This is a genomic window from Acetivibrio ethanolgignens, assembly GCF_001461035.1.
Taxonomy (GTDB): Bacteria; Bacillota; Clostridia; order Lachnospirales; family Lachnospiraceae; genus Velocimicrobium; species Velocimicrobium ethanolgignens.
Genome location: NZ_LNAM01000153.1, coordinates 29,983 through 46,405, shown reverse-complemented (window position 1 = coordinate 46,405; position 16,423 = coordinate 29,983). Strand labels below are relative to the sequence as shown.

At 42.7% G+C, this 16,423-nt stretch carries 18 protein-coding genes and 2 pseudogenes; 19 read left to right on the top strand and 1 reads right to left on the bottom strand.

Annotation, left to right across the window (positions count from 1 at the left end; genetic code table 11):
• Window positions 1-15: 15 nt before the first annotated feature.
• From ASU35_RS08970 to ASU35_RS08895, 16 genes and pseudogenes are all read left to right on the top strand, one after another.
• Window positions 16-1,125: an SEFIR domain-containing protein gene (locus ASU35_RS08970; protein WP_058352687.1), complete on the top strand. Its 1,110-nt coding sequence runs from the start codon at window positions 16-18 to the stop codon at window positions 1,123-1,125.
• 3 nt (window positions 1,126-1,128) lie between these two features.
• Window positions 1,129-1,647: pseudogene (locus tag ASU35_RS08965) on the top strand (BREX-1 system adenine-specific DNA-methyltransferase PglX); the annotation flags it as partial.
• A pseudogene (locus ASU35_RS08960) lies at window positions 1,626-2,339 on the top strand (DinB/UmuC family translesion DNA polymerase); the annotation flags it as partial. The pseudogenes ASU35_RS08965 and ASU35_RS08960, both read left to right, overlap by 22 nt.
• Window positions 2,340-2,355: 16 nt before the next feature.
• Window positions 2,356-3,192, top strand: a complete 837-nt coding sequence (locus ASU35_RS08955; RefSeq protein WP_058352685.1) for a hypothetical protein — start codon at window positions 2,356-2,358, stop codon at window positions 3,190-3,192.
• A 17-nt stretch (window positions 3,193-3,209) separates the two neighbouring features.
• Window positions 3,210-4,238 (top strand): hypothetical protein, encoded by a 1,029-nt coding sequence (locus ASU35_RS08950; protein WP_058352684.1) that lies wholly within the window; start codon window positions 3,210-3,212, stop codon window positions 4,236-4,238.
• A gap of 22 nt (window positions 4,239-4,260) precedes the next feature.
• Window positions 4,261-5,799, top strand: coding sequence for a hypothetical protein (locus ASU35_RS08945; RefSeq protein ID WP_058352683.1), 1,539 nt, complete (start codon window positions 4,261-4,263; stop codon window positions 5,797-5,799).
• Window positions 5,800-5,910: 111 nt separating this feature from the next.
• Window positions 5,911-6,270 carry a hypothetical protein gene (locus ASU35_RS08940; RefSeq protein ID WP_207644129.1) on the top strand — a complete coding sequence of 120 codons (360 nt, stop codon included), beginning with the start codon at window positions 5,911-5,913 and terminating at the stop codon, window positions 6,268-6,270.
• Between the two features lie 96 nt (window positions 6,271-6,366).
• Window positions 6,367-7,896, top strand: a complete 1,530-nt coding sequence (locus ASU35_RS08935) for a hypothetical protein (RefSeq protein ID WP_058352682.1) — start codon at window positions 6,367-6,369, stop codon at window positions 7,894-7,896.
• A gap of 41 nt (window positions 7,897-7,937) precedes the next feature.
• Complete coding sequence (locus tag ASU35_RS08930; RefSeq protein ID WP_242861244.1) at window positions 7,938-8,312, top strand: hypothetical protein; 375 nt, start codon at window positions 7,938-7,940, stop codon at window positions 8,310-8,312.
• A 58-nt stretch (window positions 8,313-8,370) separates the two neighbouring features.
• Entirely contained in the window at window positions 8,371-8,820 is a 450-nt protein-coding gene (locus ASU35_RS08925; protein WP_242861243.1) for a YolD-like family protein, read from the top strand.
• 211 nt (window positions 8,821-9,031) lie between these two features.
• Window positions 9,032-9,397, top strand: a complete 366-nt coding sequence (locus ASU35_RS08920; protein WP_058352680.1) for a helix-turn-helix domain-containing protein — start codon at window positions 9,032-9,034, stop codon at window positions 9,395-9,397.
• A gap of 276 nt (window positions 9,398-9,673) precedes the next feature.
• Complete coding sequence (locus tag ASU35_RS08915; RefSeq protein WP_058352679.1) at window positions 9,674-9,967, top strand: hypothetical protein; 294 nt, start codon at window positions 9,674-9,676, stop codon at window positions 9,965-9,967.
• The gene (locus ASU35_RS08910; protein ID WP_058352678.1) at window positions 9,961-10,260 is read left to right on the top strand and encodes a hypothetical protein; all 300 of its coding nucleotides are present in this window, start codon (window positions 9,961-9,963) and stop codon (window positions 10,258-10,260) included. The genes ASU35_RS08915 and ASU35_RS08910 overlap by 7 nt, the downstream gene beginning before the upstream one ends.
• A gap of 324 nt (window positions 10,261-10,584) precedes the next feature.
• Entirely contained in the window at window positions 10,585-10,872 is a 288-nt protein-coding gene (locus tag ASU35_RS08905) for a helix-turn-helix domain-containing protein (RefSeq protein WP_058352677.1), read from the top strand.
• A gap of 507 nt (window positions 10,873-11,379) precedes the next feature.
• On the top strand, window positions 11,380-11,787 hold the full coding sequence (locus ASU35_RS08900; RefSeq protein WP_058352676.1) for a type II toxin-antitoxin system PemK/MazF family toxin: 408 nt from the start codon (window positions 11,380-11,382) through the stop codon (window positions 11,785-11,787).
• A 6-nt stretch (window positions 11,788-11,793) separates the two neighbouring features.
• Window positions 11,794-12,030: a helix-turn-helix domain-containing protein gene (locus ASU35_RS08895; protein WP_058352675.1), complete on the top strand. Its 237-nt coding sequence runs from the start codon at window positions 11,794-11,796 to the stop codon at window positions 12,028-12,030.
• 237 nt (window positions 12,031-12,267) lie between these two features.
• Here the strand turns inward: ASU35_RS08895 and ASU35_RS08890 are convergent, their stop codons facing one another.
• Window positions 12,268-13,584, bottom strand: coding sequence for an IS110 family RNA-guided transposase (locus tag ASU35_RS08890; protein ID WP_058352674.1), 1,317 nt, complete (start codon window positions 13,582-13,584; stop codon window positions 12,268-12,270).
• 370 nt (window positions 13,585-13,954) lie between these two features.
• Here ASU35_RS08890 and ASU35_RS20190 point away from each other — a divergent pair, with 370 nt between their 5' ends.
• From ASU35_RS20190 to ASU35_RS08880, 3 genes are all read left to right on the top strand, one after another.
• Window positions 13,955-14,128, top strand: coding sequence for a helix-turn-helix domain-containing protein (locus tag ASU35_RS20190; protein ID WP_242861242.1), 174 nt, complete (start codon window positions 13,955-13,957; stop codon window positions 14,126-14,128).
• A 165-nt stretch (window positions 14,129-14,293) separates the two neighbouring features.
• Complete coding sequence (locus tag ASU35_RS20185; RefSeq protein WP_242861241.1) at window positions 14,294-14,581, top strand: helix-turn-helix domain-containing protein; 288 nt, start codon at window positions 14,294-14,296, stop codon at window positions 14,579-14,581.
• Between the two features lie 4 nt (window positions 14,582-14,585).
• Entirely contained in the window at window positions 14,586-15,959 is a 1,374-nt protein-coding gene (locus tag ASU35_RS08880; RefSeq protein WP_058352673.1) for a site-specific integrase, read from the top strand.
• Window positions 15,960-16,423: the final 464 nt, after the last annotated feature.

Here is a 16,423-nt window from a genome sequence, read left to right as displayed (position 1 = left end):
GATTAGGAGATAAATATGGATCATAACCCAAAAGTGTTTATTTCGTATGCACATAAAAATCAAGCATATGAAGATAAAGTATTAAAATTGGCAAATAGATTACGCTCAGAAGGTATTGATGCGATGATAGATCAGTATGAGGAAGCACCTTCTGAAGGATGGCCACGATGGATGGAACATCAAATAATTGAGTCGGAATTTGTTCTTGTTCTGTGCGAAGAAACATATAATCAAAAACTCTATTCGGAGAAAAAAGGTAAAGGAGTGGTTTGGGAAGCAAATATTGTTTATCAAATGTTGTATGATTCAGCAGCAGAAACAAATAAATTTATTGCGGCATTTTTCGACGAGGATGATCAGCAGTATATACCTACGCCGTTGAAACCGTACACATACTATAATCTTTCGGATGAAAAGCAATATGAAAGACTGTATTGGCGTTTTAGAGGTGTTACCAATAGTAAAAAACCTCCATTGGGTGAATTAAAACCATTACCAGAAAAGAAGCGAAAAACAATGTTCTTTTCTTCGCCAATTAACCTTGAAAAATGGAACGCTGCAAAGTGGAGAGGAACAGTATATCTTTGGGGTGGCGATGCACCTGCAATAGGATTATTCTTTGCAAATTACTCGGCAGGTAAAGAAATTTTCAAAGAGTGGAAGAAAAACTATAAAGATATGGAGTTTGCAGATACTTTTTTGAAAGTTGATTATATTGTACCGCCATTTCCTGAGACATGCTGGGTATATAAATCTTATGATAGAAATTATGGAAAAGGATATTTTCTGCACATAGGTGCAAATATTGACGCAAGCATTAGTCGAGCAAGTAGTTCTGGAATAGAAATGCAAGAGCTGCTTTTGGCAACGGTTTCTCGTTATCAATGGATGGATGAAAATAATGGTTCGGGTAATAGAGATCAGTTCTTGAATATGTATAACAAAGCTGGAAAATATTATTTAGTTCCTGTTGGATTAAAGATCCCATCTATGGGAGCTACGATAGAGAATATGAAATTTGATTTTGAATATGCAATTCCAATGAAAGAAATAACTGTTACAGCTGGGGTAAAAATAACGGAAGAGAATCCCTGCAAGGCAGTTCTTATGAGTCCGGAGGAATAATGTATGGATAAAAATGCGATAAAAAAATATGCTGTCTGGGCACGGACAGAGCTGATCGCCCGTGTTTCCATGAAAGCGGAACAGTATGGCATTGCCGAGGATAACATGGTAAATGCTTCTGCCGACAGTGTGAATGGCAAGGTTCTGTCCGCTGACGAAAAAAAACAGCGTCAGGCACTGATTGCCCAGATTCAGGATAAAGGATACCAGCAGGTTATGGAGGAGGTTGCCTACACATGGTTCAACCGCTTTTCTGCCCTGCGTTTTATGGAGGTCAACGGCTATCTGCCCTCTCACGTCCGTGTGTTTACAGATGTAGAAAACCGGTTTAAGCCCCAGATCCTTGCCGAAGCAATCCATCTGGAGCTTGACGGAATGGATATGGAGAAGGTCTACGCCTTAAAGGATGCTGAAAAGACGGACGAGCTGTACCGTTACCTTCTCATTGTTCAGTGCAATGCGCTGAATAAGATCCTGCCGGGAATGTTCCAACGGATTGCAGACTATTCGGCATCAATGCTGAATTGCTGATAGATCATGCCTGGGGATGGGAGCCATGCACGATTGCGGAAGTGAAGCAATATAAGCCCGAAAGTAATAGCGTCGGCTCCGGCCAAGTGCTGCATTGCCCCTATGATTTTGAAAAAGCAAGACTGGTTGTTCGAGAGATGATGGATCTTCTTGTGCTGGATTTGGTGGACAAGGGATTGGTTACTGACCAGGTTGTGTTGACAGTTGGCTATGATATTGAAAATCTGTCTGACCCTGTGCGCCGCAAGGCATATAAAGATCAAATAACTACTGACCGTTATGGGCGGCAAGTGCCAAAACACGCACATGGAACTGCCAATATAGGCAGATATACTTCCTCTACCCGCTTGGTAACAGATGCAGTTTTGGAACTATATGACCGGATTGTAGATAAATCTCTTTTGGTACGCAGACTCAACATATCCGCAAATCATGTGATTTGTGAAGCAGATGTGCCGAAAGAAAATAAAGTGGAGCAGCTGGATTTATTCACTGATTATGCTGCTTTGGAGAAGGAAAAAGAGAAAGAAGATGCTGCGCTGGAGCGTGAAAAGAAAATGCAACAGGCAGTATTGACGATAAAGAAAAAATTTGGAAAGAACGCCATTTTGAAGGGAATGAATCTTCAGGAAGGTGCAACCGCTAAAGACCGCAATGCACAGATTGGCGGTCATAAAGCATAGCGAAAAGAGGGATACGATGTACGATATTGAAAAGGCAAAGCAATACGCATGGGAACAGGCCGACTGGATTGCTCACAGCAACGGATACTTTCTGATGAAAGACTGCGTTTTCTTCTATCACAAGGGGAACGTGGTTTTTGACCCTTGGAATAATGTGGACGAAAACGCTGTTGACGATCCTTTCTCCTTCTATGGCAAAGACAAGATGGATGAGTTTTGCAGACGGATTCTTGCGAAAAAAGAAGATTCCGCCCCGTCCAGTATGGTTTCTGTGGATAGCAAGATTCTTGACTTTTTGAAGATGCTCTACTTTGGCGTTACGGACAACCCCTTTGAAGCTGCCAGCAGGAGCGCATATACGGATATGTGCAGAACGATTCGATTTAATGGCAAGAATGGGGATATGTTGAGAAAAGCGGTAGATGCACTTTTGGAAGAAAGAATCCCTGAGCTTGTAGCTGTGAATGATGCTGAGGATTTTACAAAATGGCACCACTCCATTTGCGAAGAAATTGTTTCGATGTATGAATCGGAAGGAATCGAGTTTTATATTGGACAAGCGCAGAAATGGGTCAATATGACTTTGAAATACTTGTATGTGTTGGTTCCTGATGTTGTAGAACCGTTTTACCGTTTTTTACATATTCCGCTGGACAACTACATCATCGACATTGCAAAGAAGCAGTATGGCATCCCTTCTCTGCCCTGCGCATGGAGCAGAATATCGGATTATCAGGATTATCTTGATTATGAGGAAATGCTGATGGAAGTGATTGATGAAGTGCCTTTGGATTGGGAGTTTGCAAAATGGGTTGAATCGGCTCGCAAGCAGAAAGTCGAGAAAGGCAGATAGTTTTCAGGAGGTGCGCTATGCAGATACATTACCTTCAGAGATACCATTCAAAAGAGAATGTGGATACATCCAACACCATGTTGATGCTTTCCCGTTTATATAATTACAATGCAGATAAATTCTTCTCTATGTTGAATAGCCTTATTCTCGGAGAGGATGAAAGTCCTGAAATTACATTTGACTTGCAGGTTGCCGGTGACGAAAGCGTTCCGGATGCTGTAATCAGCCAAAAGAGCTTTAAGATCGTTGTCGAGACAAAGCTCTATAATCAGTTCGATAAGCAGCAGCTTGTAAATCATCTGGAGCAGTTTGGTGCAGAGGACATCAAGGTTCTGCTGACTATCGACCCCAGACCAATGAAGCAGCAGTTATTTGATGAAATGACTGTTGAACTGAAAAAGTATAACAGCGAAAACATGGAGCGCCTGATCCACCCGATTAAGCACGTTAATCTGACTTTTGAACAGCTTGTGGAGGCGATGGAAGATATTATTGATGACAGAGACACGGAGATTATTTCTGTGCTGGATGATTTCAAAAAATATTGTTTTGATGAAAAGCTGATACCGGATGGTCATAAGTGGATGCGAGCGATTGTGGCAGGAACAACGTTCCAGGACAACATGGATTTGAATTTATTCTACGATCAGGAATCCCGAAAGTTTTCAGAGCATGGATATATTGGACTCTACAAAGATAAGAGCATCCGTGCGATCGGCAAGCTGAAAAAGACCATTATTGCGGTTGAAGTTGAGGGAAAAATGACATACCGGTCAGAAAGCGGCGAAGCGCCAACGCCGGATGAGATTTGCCGCATTAACGAAGCAATCCACCGTGCAGAGAACTACGGCTATAACCTCCGCACGATTAGTCACAGATACTTTATGGTCGAGAAGTTCTACCCGATTGATTTTAGAAAAAGCAGCAAGAATCCCATTCAGAAAAGCAAGTTCTTCAACCTTGCGGATATGTTTGAGTACAAAACGATGCCTGATACTGAAAAGATTGCAGCTGATCTAAACGGCAGAACCTGGGAGGAGTTTTAATTGTTTTTAGGAGGTGACTGCAATGGAATATTTGAAGCAAGTCCATGATTTCGCCACAAAATGGATTGATAAATTCAGAGATCAAAAAATCAACTACATAGAGCTTGTCGATCATTACATGGCTGATGACTGTGAATCGCTTGGGTTTCAAATGGATTGCGGTCACGCATTTTCAGAGAAGTACGGGAATGCTGCGAGCAAATACGATGAATTGAATCGAGTGATTGACGAGATAACAGACATCCGTTTGCTTGGCTCTGCAATCTACTCACAATGGAGATACTTCAACCATTGGGCGTATGATGCCGTTTCCATTTTGGAGTTCGAGAATCGTTCCTGGTTTATTCTTGCACTGAGCCGTCTGGCGGTGCTTTCCGGCGAGAACCCTTTTATATTCACCGGTGAGTTGAAGAAAATTCGTATTGTTTCTAATCACCTTGGCTATGGTCCATGCCCGGAACCGGATGAAGAAGTCGAGCAACACATTATTATCAATTCGGAAGGTCGGATGTGGTTTTCAGCGTATGCGTTCGGACAGCGCCGAGATGGGCATTATGAAAAGGCCAGAACACAAAACCTGAAAGTGGATAAAGCTGTTGCTGAAAGAATTATGTCCGCATTTTCAGCATATTTCAGCAACGAATATACAGAGGTATTTGCAACAGACATCGGTGACTGGAATATGGAACTTACGAATACGGAGGGCAAGACCTATAAATTTCGTGGTTCCTTGTGTTCTGAGTTTGTAGTTCAAGGTGTTGACCTTTCAGATTTACTTCGTCAAAGTTTGGATATGCCTGATTTGTATGTCTTTGATGGAAACAACAAGCCAGACATTGTGAATCGGATCGAAGTGTTCTATCACCGCATCACTAAGATAAAATCGAAGGAACCAATCTCGGAGCATACGGAATATGCCGTCTGGGATTACACAGAATCTTTGATCGTAGACAGAAACAGCGAAAGTATTGAACACATCCAGAATATCGGCACAGGTTGTTCTGTCTCTCGCAGGTACAAAGTAGAAGGCGGTATTGAGAGCCTGCTCGATGATTTGGACATAGACACCCTGTTTGAACATATTGAAGGAAATCCACCTGATGTAGTTGAAAATCCACTTGAAAGCAAAGACTACACCATCAAGGTGGTCACAAAAAAGGGTGTTGAAAAAGTAATCCAAGGAACCTACGACAAGAAAGGTTTACCGGATGATTGGGCTGAGTTCATGGAGTCCGTGTTTGATTTCATTACTTTCTATGGCTGGGGCGAAATTATGAACCCATCCGTCTACGGAAAGGTGCGGCGGTGTGGCAACGACATCATCTATTGCAGTGTGACCTTTGATGAAGGATATAAGAGCTATTATTACATAGCCGATGACGATTCAATCGAGGTTGGTGATTATGTGATTGTTCCTGCCGGTAAAGACAACCATGAAGCTGTTGTTGAAGTAGTGAAGAAAGAATATTTTGCAGCGGACGAAGTACCGCTGCCGATGGAAAAGACAAAGCATATTATCCGGAAATGTACGGAGGATGATTTTGAATTATCCAAAGAATGATGCAATAGATAAGCGTAATATGGAGAGGAAACGATATGACTAAAGACACACTTGAAAAGTTCTTTCAGCGGTACGAAAGTTTTTTTATGCAGTCACTCAGTGGAGAAATTGATGGTAATGAGATCGCAGAGCTATATGCCCCGGAATTCATTGCGGCTTCCCCCCCTTGGAGTACTGGCAGGAAAAAATGATATTGACTTCCAGCAAGCACTATCCGAAGGCTATGAGCAATATCGTAGAATCGGAACGAAAGGGATGCGTGTTCGAACTGTAGATATGTCACGGATAGATGAATTCCATTGCGTAGCCAATGTAGCTTGGACGGCATCATATGAAGTGCCGAATAAACAACAGGTTGATATTGACTTTGATGTCCATTATCTTATGCAGGAGTTAAATGGGAAACTCCGAATATTTGGGTGGATCTCTGGAAATGAGCAAGAGTTGCTTAAACAATATGGTGTAGTATAACAGTGTGATACCGAGCCAAGTAGTAGAACGAATAGAAGTTCCAATGAATTTGTGAATGCTTGTCTGCGGTATTTGAGGATCATAGGAATAAATTCAATGAAAACATATCAAAAATTATTACGGCTTGGCATTAGTCTTGCGCCGATTGGAATTGAAACAAGGAACGATGAGGTATTATACTTTTGCACACCCAAGGGAGCTTCTATCATTGGCTGGGCTGGAGTAGACGGTATCCACTTCTGCTTCATTCGTGGTTTCGGGGAAATGGTTTTTGCGGTCAGCCCCATGAATATTGCCCCTGATTTTGTTCACCCTCTGGCAGAGAACTTTACGGACTTTCTGCGTTTGCTGCTGGCGTGTGGAGATGCTGCCGTTTTGGAACAGGCATGGATGTGGGATAAAACTCAGTTTGAGACTTTTTTGAAGGAGAATCCTGCAACCGAACAACAGAAGAAAACTCTCTCCGAGATTGCCGAAAAGATGAGTTTGACGGCTATGGAGCAGCCGTGGGAATATATCAAATCACTGCAATCGTCCTTTGATTACAGCAAGATCACATACACGGAAGAGTATTACGACATAGATATGAACCCGGCTGCGGAACCCACTGTCCCAGAATGGAAGGTCTATTTTGAAGGCAACTTCTGGGGACATCAGGGAAAGGATCACGCCGGAAAGGAGATTCCCGTTGGAAAGCAGTTTGAGTGGGCGGGACACCATTGGTTGATTCCTACAGCTTACTCATGTAGCAAGGGCTTGGTGATTGATTTCTGTATGCGTGTTGAGCCAGATGAAATCCTTGCTTTCATGAGAAGGTGGAATCTCACTTATGAGAATGACTCATTTGAAAACTTTACACAGGAGCAGCAGATGGAACTGGAACTGGACAATCCTTTGTGTCTTCATTTCAATCCACGACTGGATCTGAATGGGCATGAGCTGCGGGCATCTCACGGCTGTGCTGTGACATATAATCCCTGTTTGCCGGATGGAATGGGCATTGAGTTGGAAGCAAAATGGGCTGTGGAGCATTATAGCCTGGACACATCATATGGATGGGTCATTTGCAGAGATGCCTTTCCGTGGGTGAGCAAGCACCGACCGGAAATAAGGACGCTTTCTCTGATCATGGAACAACAACTGGTTTCCGTCCTCGGTCCGCATTTCACGGTGAAAGCGCCCGGCGATTCTTTCCATTTTGTCCATCCTGCGAACGGGACAGAATACACGCTCACCGTACAGGAATTGGAGCAACAGACTTTGCAGAAGAACAGCTTTGGCTCTGGTCGCTGGATTTATCCGACGCATTTTGTCGAAATGCGCTACACGCTTTCACCGGAAGCATCAGAGCGAATTACAGTCAGCGATTGTGATGATAGCGACAAACCGTTTGAAATCATGCCCGACCATGATTCGTTTGCACCCTCTGCAAGCAGCAATGCCGCCTGTATTGGAAGCATCGGCGGAGCAGACGGACCAACAGCGGTTGTATTTGGAGCAAGTTCACAAGGAAAGCTCTGTACTGCTTGTTCTGCATTACATTTTGAACTTGTGCAGCATGACATTGAGTGGCGTATTACATTTCATGAAAAAAGATTTGCTGATTTTACCTGTACACTAACTTAGAAGTGAATCATGACAAAACAGAAAATCGGAATTTGGTGGAGGTGTTGAATTTGGATATTGAAGGAACAAAATCGTATTATGAGCAGATAAGCAATCATGACTTATGCGGCTGTGCATATTGTCAAAACTATGTCCGTGAAATCAAAGCCACCTATCCGGAAATTGCTGGATATCTTTTTTCGTTAGGAGTTGATATAGAAAAACCGTTTGAAACAATGCCTCTTGAACCAGATGAAACAGGGTATATCGAGTATATATCTGCCCAATATATCGTTTGTGGAGAGCCTGATGATTTTATCAAAACAGCCATAGGTTCTGTAAATGTGGATGTCGCTGGTGCTCATCCGTCAACACAGATAAATGAAGCTCATTTCGTTATTGAAATATACCCTGTTCGGTTGAAGTGGGTGATGTAGATAAATTCTGTTTTTTTTGAGATCAAAAAAGAAGTTGTCAAACATGAGGAGGTGCGGAGTGAACAAATCAAACGACAACCACAAATATGATGATATAATCAATCTACCGCACCATACTTCACCCACAAGGTCACGTATGGCGATGATTGACCGTGCGGCTCAATTCTCTCCGTTTGCTGCTCTGACTGGATATGATGCAGCGGTCAAGGAAACAGCCAGACTGACCGAGGATCGGGTTGAGTTGGATGAGTATCAGAAATCAGCTCTGAATGATCGGCTTCAGATCTTGCAGGAAAGGCTGTCGAATACTCCGGTAATCTCCATTACGTATTTTGTCCCGGATGAAAGAAAGTCTGGTGGTGCATATTGTACGGAAACAGGAATCATCAAAAAAATTGACTATTATGAACGTACCGTCATTATGCGAAGCGGCACACACATCTCAATCGACGAAATAATTGGTATCGAAGGAGACTTATTCAATCAGTTAGATGGAAACATAATATAGAAAGAGAAGCAGTTAATAAGGAAGTCCACAAAACCGGTCTGATATATCGGTGCGTGGACTTCCTTTTTTTGAGACAATCAGTGACCATACAATTAAATTTATTCTGCCGGAATTTGTCTGTATAGGCATTATCGCTCTATACAAAATCGACATTTAGGCAATTAGCCCATAGAATAAAAACCACAGACTCGGATGGGAGGTGATCGGAGCGATGGACGTAAATGAAGTGGATTATATCAAAATTGGGCAACGTATCAGAGCAGCTCGAACAAAATTGGGCTGGCAACAGGCAGAGGTTGCTTTTCGTACAGGTCTGACTACTTCTCATATGAGCCATATCGAAACGGGACAAACCAAAGTGGCTCTACCGACTATCGTAAAGATTGCTAATACATTATCTGTTTCTATTGATGAACTGTTGTGTGATAGTCTGGAACAGGTGAAGCCTGTCTACGACAAGAAAATTGCAGAGGAACTGGCAGACTGCGATGCCGCAGAGCTGCAAGCGATGCTGGAAATTATACATACAACAAAGACTGTGATTCGCAAGAATCGAAAAGTCACCTATGCACCTTAATAATAAAGGCATCTTGGAATTACTGCTTCTGAGCAAGACACACCAGCTAACCTGTGCAAACAGGTCAACTCCTGTGAATGTCCATTGAGTATATCAGAAATAACTGAATACAGATTGCATTTCATATAGCAAGTTGTCTTGACTGCCGATATCAAACTGATATGACAGCCAAAACCAAAAAAACAGATTAAGCAAGCCGCAGAGCTGTCATGATCCGTAATGGGTCAGTGGTGCTTTGCGGCTTTTTTCTATATTCAGCATAAGGAGGGATTCGTTATGGAACAAAACAGGAATTGTGGGAATAACGGATTTGAAACGTATAATATCGGAGACAGGTGTGAGTACGTTCAATATGCAATAGAGATTGAGCGTACTCTGCATAATATGCAAAAGGAATTAAATACCTGCATTGATCCCAGAAAAGCAGCCATGCTCATCATGCGTGTCGCAACAGAACTTTACGATGCAGATTGGTGCGGCATTCTTGATGTGGATATGGAGATTGGCGTCTGGACACCAATCTGGTGGTATGACAGAGAATTTGGAGAAATGGCGCAGACCAAGTGGTAGCTTTTGAGTACCGTTATCTGGGCGTTGTATGTGAACTGATGAAAACGTTTGATCAGGGACGTGATTACGTCTGTATCCAACACTATGCTTCTAAGGTGCTTCTAATTGCACCACACAGCATTGACGGCTACTTTTGGATGATTTACGCAATGTTTAAGTTGAATCATCCAGAGATGGCACGGGGAGAGCTACGGATGGCACAGCGCAATCTCTTAGAGGAGGAATATGACGAGCTAATTGAAAGATTGAAAATGGCCGGTTTTTCTCGGTGCTATGGCATAACACCGGCGTAACACCAATAAAAACCATCATAACACCCGATTTTTCCCATAACACCATTATAACACCGTCAAAACACCGATACGAACCGGCATAACACCGGTTATAACACCCTCGCCAGTTATGTTTTCAGGGCAAGAGCAAAATTGCCTTAGAAAATGTAACTGGCGGGGGTATTTTTTTGAATCATAAACAGCCCAACAGCGCACCTGTTCTTGCAAGAAATTGTGAGATTGGGTGCGCTTCTTTTATTTCAGGGGATACTCCCCGCAACCATTCTCCTCCCGGCTTCTTGAGATTTTCATTTTCAAAATTTCAAGAAATCGGAGGAAATCAATATGTATTACAACCCTAAAGATAGCGGCATGAGAATTGCCAATTTAAGAAAGAAAAAAGGACTGACGCAAGAACAACTTGCAGAAAAACTGAACATCAGCACAAGCAACCTTGGAAAACTCGAAAGAGGTCTTCAAGGAATGTCCATCGACCTGCTGATCGAAATCGGGATATTTTTCGGTGTGTCAACCGACTACATATTGCTTGGATGTGAAATCCAGCCTAATGCTGCTAAGGCAGAGCTTGATTCTGTTATTGCTCAGCTGACTGCACTGAAGCAGAAACTATAAAATCCGCCGTGAGAGGTCATAAAAAACGAATCGTGAAAACAGTACAATTTAGACACAGCCAAAGAAAAACGGCTGATTGTTCCTTGAAAACTGAATAGACAATCATCGAATACGTTCCTGCTGTCGGTGCGAGAGCATCAGCCACATCAGCGGTACGCCGTGACGTATCGGAAAGAGAAATAGAACGACTTTTTCTTATATTGACGCAGTTGTCTCTCATCCGGTGCCAGCGATCAATACCGGCTCGTAAATATTGGATTGCTACCAATACGGCAATGAAAACAGTCAGAGTTAATGATACTTCTCTACGGAGCTGGCGGAGAACCCGGCAGAGGTTAGATTCCTATGGCGCTGATTCGCAATCAGCCGTTCGATGATTCCCTGAAGACGACTGTTCTCTTTCCCAGGGGTGCGTGGCAAATATGGGACACATAGACTTTGGAATGACTGCCCGATTCATTTCGGGCAGTTGTTTGTTACATACCCAACGAAAGGAGGTCATGGCACATGATGAAAGAAAATTGGGTATATCGCCGTGGCGATATTTATTGCGCTGATCTGGACCCGGTAGTTGGGTCTGAACAAGGTGGTGTCAGACCGGTGATTGTGATTCAGAACGATACCGGCAATAAGCACTCTCCCACGTTGATTGTGGCAACGGTCACAACGAAAATCCGCAAGAAGGAGAATATGCCGACCCATCTTTTAATCAAAGACAATCCTGCGTTTAGAGAAGCATCTGTGGTGCAGCTGGAACAGATTCGTACCATTGATAAGTGCAGAATTGATAATTACTTAGGTAAGGTTACGTCCCGTGAAATGGTAGCGATCGAGAAAGCCTTATCCATCAGCTTGGCAATGGAACAGCTGAAAAAGCGTTCCACAAAACATAAACCGAAGAAAGAAAAGGAGTGAACATAGATGTTTGAAGAAAGAATCGCTGCTATGAATCAGCGTACCGAAGAAGTTATGACTGCCTCTGCAGGCCAGTTCGATAAGAGAACATATACCGTTGATGAGATTCAGGACATCCTGGGTATCAGCAGAACAAGCGCATATAACCTTGTGAAGAAGAAAGCCTTTCACAGTGTCCGAATCGGCGGCAGCATCCGAATCTCTAAAAAGAGTTTCGATGAGTGGCTGGATCAGCAAATCTGATATTTGTCAAGGATGTCGTGCTACCCGGCGACAAACTTCAAAATAAATCAAGAGTTCGATAAAATGTAGCCATGACAAGAAAACACATGGCTACATTTTTTACATAGTCCAGCTAATAAATGTCAATAGGAAAATGAAAAAAATTTGATTTCATTTTTGAACTAAAAAAGGGCGCACTTACCCCTTGGTGAAAATATCATTTTTTCAAAGATATTGTTTCGTTAATGTTACAGTATTTTATGCGGCAACGTCGCATTTAGCCGCATTGTATTGTCTGATGTGCTCCTGTGGCATAATGATTTCAAAGGGTTTGTTGTCTCTAAGTATTGCAAATATCATGTTGCATACCTTATGAGATACAGCACCCATTGCAACGAGTTTTGCTTTTGATTCACATTTTTTGAGATAGAAATCACGTAAAACAGGATTTTTAGCTTCCCCGGTACGGGAAGTACTTATGCTTTGTAAAGCTAGTATATGGATTACTCTTCTTGCGATGGCAGAACCTCTTTTTGACATTTGAACTTTAGTTCCTTCAAATTTACCAGACTGCTTTACTGCTGGATCAAGACCGAAGTAAGCAAAAAGCTGCTTTGGCTTTGAGAATGCAGAAAAGTCACCAATCTCTCCCATGAGAGATACAGCTGATAGGAAACCGGCACCTTTGAATGTTTCAATCAGATGGATTTGATTAACAAAATCCGTATCTTCATTGGCATCTACAAGCTCGCGTAGTGATTCGAGTACACCTTGGATTTCTTCATCGAATTTACGGATGAAGCTTATGTATAAGCGAATACGCTTGATATTGCTGTCAATGATATAACCAAATTCATTGGCTTCAACCGCAGCCTGAATAATAGCATTATACTTTTTCTCAGCATATGTGAGTCCAAATCGGGCAGTAGACCGAATGGTATCAATAATCTCCTGTTTGTCTGCCTTAAGGAAAGCAGATGGAGAAGTATAAGTTTCCAATAATGTAAGAGATGTATTGGTTGTAACTTTGGAAAAAATGCCAAGGTACTGTGGGAATGCCATACGTAATTCACCTTGTAACTTATTCACATAAGCACTGCGGTTATCCATTAAGTCATAGTATTCACGACAAAGATTTCTGCAGTTGAGAGCAAGGTCGGATGGCATAAGAGAAACCTTCAAATCAGATTTCAAACCAACTAAAGCAGCCTTTTTTGAATCAAAACGGTCATTATGTACTTTTCGTATATTTATATTTGTGCTATTCTTAGTGATGATAGGATTAATAACTGAGCAGTTAAAACCCTTATCACGAAGATAGCAGAAGAGTGGGTAATGATAAATTCCCGTGGATTCAAGGAAAATGCGGCTTTCCAAAGAATACAACTCTTCTGCTTCTTTTATTTTGGAAACAGCGGTTGTAAGGGAATCCATACTGCTATGTAGGATTTTATAAGGTTTTCCTACGAACTGCTGGTTTGGGAGTGCAATAGACATCCAAGAGAAGTCTGCCCCAACATCAATACCAACAGAGATGAATAATTCATCAAGATTAAAAATAACATTGTTTGACATGAGCGAAAGCTCCTTTCTGATAGGAATCCATTTCCAATCTGGCAGGTACACAACCTAGCGTGTTATACAGGTATAGCCATCCGGCTCCCAACCAGCTAAAACATAAAACCCTGTCGAATGGACTAATTGACTTTTTTACAGGTATCAGCTGAAGAATCAGCTTCCCAAGGAGAATTACATTCTTTGTCCTATCCTTAAGGATAATACCGTATGATTTATCTGGTGTCTATCAGGAACCGTCAGACATGATAATTATTAAGGATAACATCTGATGAAGGGAGAATACCTTCTTCTGTTATCTGATATATAGAAACTTGTAAACTAAGTAGTCTTGATTGACTACACCATTATTATACTAGGAGGTTGTGCGATGGCAGAAACAAGAAAACGCACGAGTATGTCTGTCCCTGAAATGGGCAGGATGCTTGGCCTTTGCAAAACTGAGTCTTACTGGCTCATTAAGAAAAATTACTTCAAGACCATTCTTGTCGGCAACACCATGAGGGTGATGATCGACAGTTTTGAGGAATGGTATGCTAACTAGTTCAAATACCAGAAGGTCGATGGAACCCCTCCCGGTGAGGAACTGAAGAAAACTACATATTCTGTAGAGGAGCTTGGTCAGCGTCTTGGGCTGAAAGAAGCAACTGCCTAAGAACTGGTTGCCAAAGGGCATTTTGAAATTGTCGAAGCCCTGGGAAAGCGTAGAGTGACCAAGGCGGGCTTTGAAAGATGGTATGCATCCCAGAGCGATTATCGCACGGTAGAGGATCAAAAACTGGATGCAGACATTGTGGCATCCACCTACGGTCTGCCGGAAATGGCAAGAATGCTTGGAGTACATCGTCAGACCATCTACTATATTGTTGCCAATGGCGATTTTGAGCTTATCAAGGTTGGCAGATATAAGCGAGCTACCAAAGAGAGTTTTGAAAAATGGTATCAGAATCAGACCCGCTACAGATTAGTAGCGGAGGATGGACAGGAAAGGAGATGATTACATGGCATCCATCGTTAAGAGAAAAAAGAAGTATTCTGTGGTCTATGCATACACCGATGAGAACGGCAATAAGCGTCAGAAATGGGAAACCTTTGACACCAATGTTGAAGCAAAGAAAAGAAAGTTGCAGGTCGAATATGAGCAGGAGTCGGGAACCTTTATTCCACCCTCTGCCAAGACTGTAAACGATCTTCTGGAAGAATATATGTCCATCTATGGTGTAAACACCTGGGCGATGTCTACTTATGAAAGCAGAAAGAGCCTGATTGCCAATTATATTCGTCCGCTTATCGGTGATATGAAACTGGAGGATGTTTCTCCGAGAATTATGGACAAGTATTACAGAGATTTGCTTACTGTAAAAGCTGTGTCTACGAAGTATGTGAAAGCTCGTAACGAGTATCTAACACCGCATACGGTCAGAGAGATTCACAAGGTTCTGCGTAATGCATTCAATCAGGCGGTGAAGTGGGAATTGATGACCAGAAACCCCGTAGAACACGCTACGCTGCCGAAAGAAGAACATAAGACCAGAGACATCTGGACAGCGGAAGTTCTTTTGAAGGCTCTGGAAGCCTGCGACGATGATATTCTCCGTCTGGCAATCAACCTTGCTTTCTCCTGTTCTCTGCGAATGGGTGAGCTTCTGGGGCTGACCTGGGACTGTGTAGACATTTCTCCTGCGAGTATCGAACTTGGTCAGGCAAGCATCTTCGTTGAAAAGGAGTTGCAGAGAGTAAATCGTGAAGCGATGGCAGATCTGAACGGAAAGGACATCATGTTCAAGTTCCCACCAACCTTTGCAAACACTCACACGGCGTTAGTTCTCAAGACCCCGAAAACGAAAACCAGTGTCCGCAAGGTCTTTTTGCCGAGAACTGTGGCAGAAATGCTGGTTCAGCGCAAGGCAGAAATCGAAGAACTGAAAGACCTTTTCGGTGACGAGTTCACCGACTTCAATCTGGTGTTCTGTTCTTCCAACGGAAGGCCGATTGAGGGGCAGGCTATCAATCGTGCCTTCAACAAACTGATTGAGGAGAACGGACTTCCGAAGGTAGTTTTCCACAGTCTCCGACACTCCAGTATCACCTATAAGCTGAAGTTGAACGGCGGCGATATGAAATCCGTTCAGGGTGATTCCGGTCACGCACAGGTCAAGATGGTAGCGGATGTTTACTCCCATATCATCGACGATGACCGCAGGCTGAACGCTGAAAGACTGGAAGCTGCATTTTACTCTGGCAGACAGGCTGCACCGGAACCCGTACAGACAGCTGCACAGGAAAGCTCCACAGATGATAAAGAGTTGCTCCTGAAGCTCCTGCAAAATCCGGAAATGGCAGCACTCTTGAAGTCACTGGCAAAGACCTTATAACAACCGCAAGGGCAGATCCTTTTACATAATCGTAGAAGGTTCTGCCCTTGCTTTTTTGTTTTTACATAGCGATTCAGTCCGAAAAAATATGCTGAATTTCAAGTGATTTCTGCTTGAAAAAATGGGGCTGAGATGCTATAGTAACAGCACTTAATTCTCCGCAAGAATCACCTTGCGGTAGTGCCTGAATGATTTGGATTTCCTATTACTTCGCATAACGAGCAGATACATAGTGACATTAGATTGTACTCGCAACGTCCGCCAAAAATCGAACGGCTTGCTAAAATCGAACCAATCGGACGACGTGAAATCCCTCTGAATCAGCTATCACAGCGTGGTATCAGGTGGGATTGAAAATGCTGAAAAAGCCTGTATTTCCAAGCATTTTTTAGCATCAGATGTCACTCCCCGATGTCGAATCGGGTCTACTCCTAAGCGGTAGGCCGGAGGTTCAAATCCTCTTA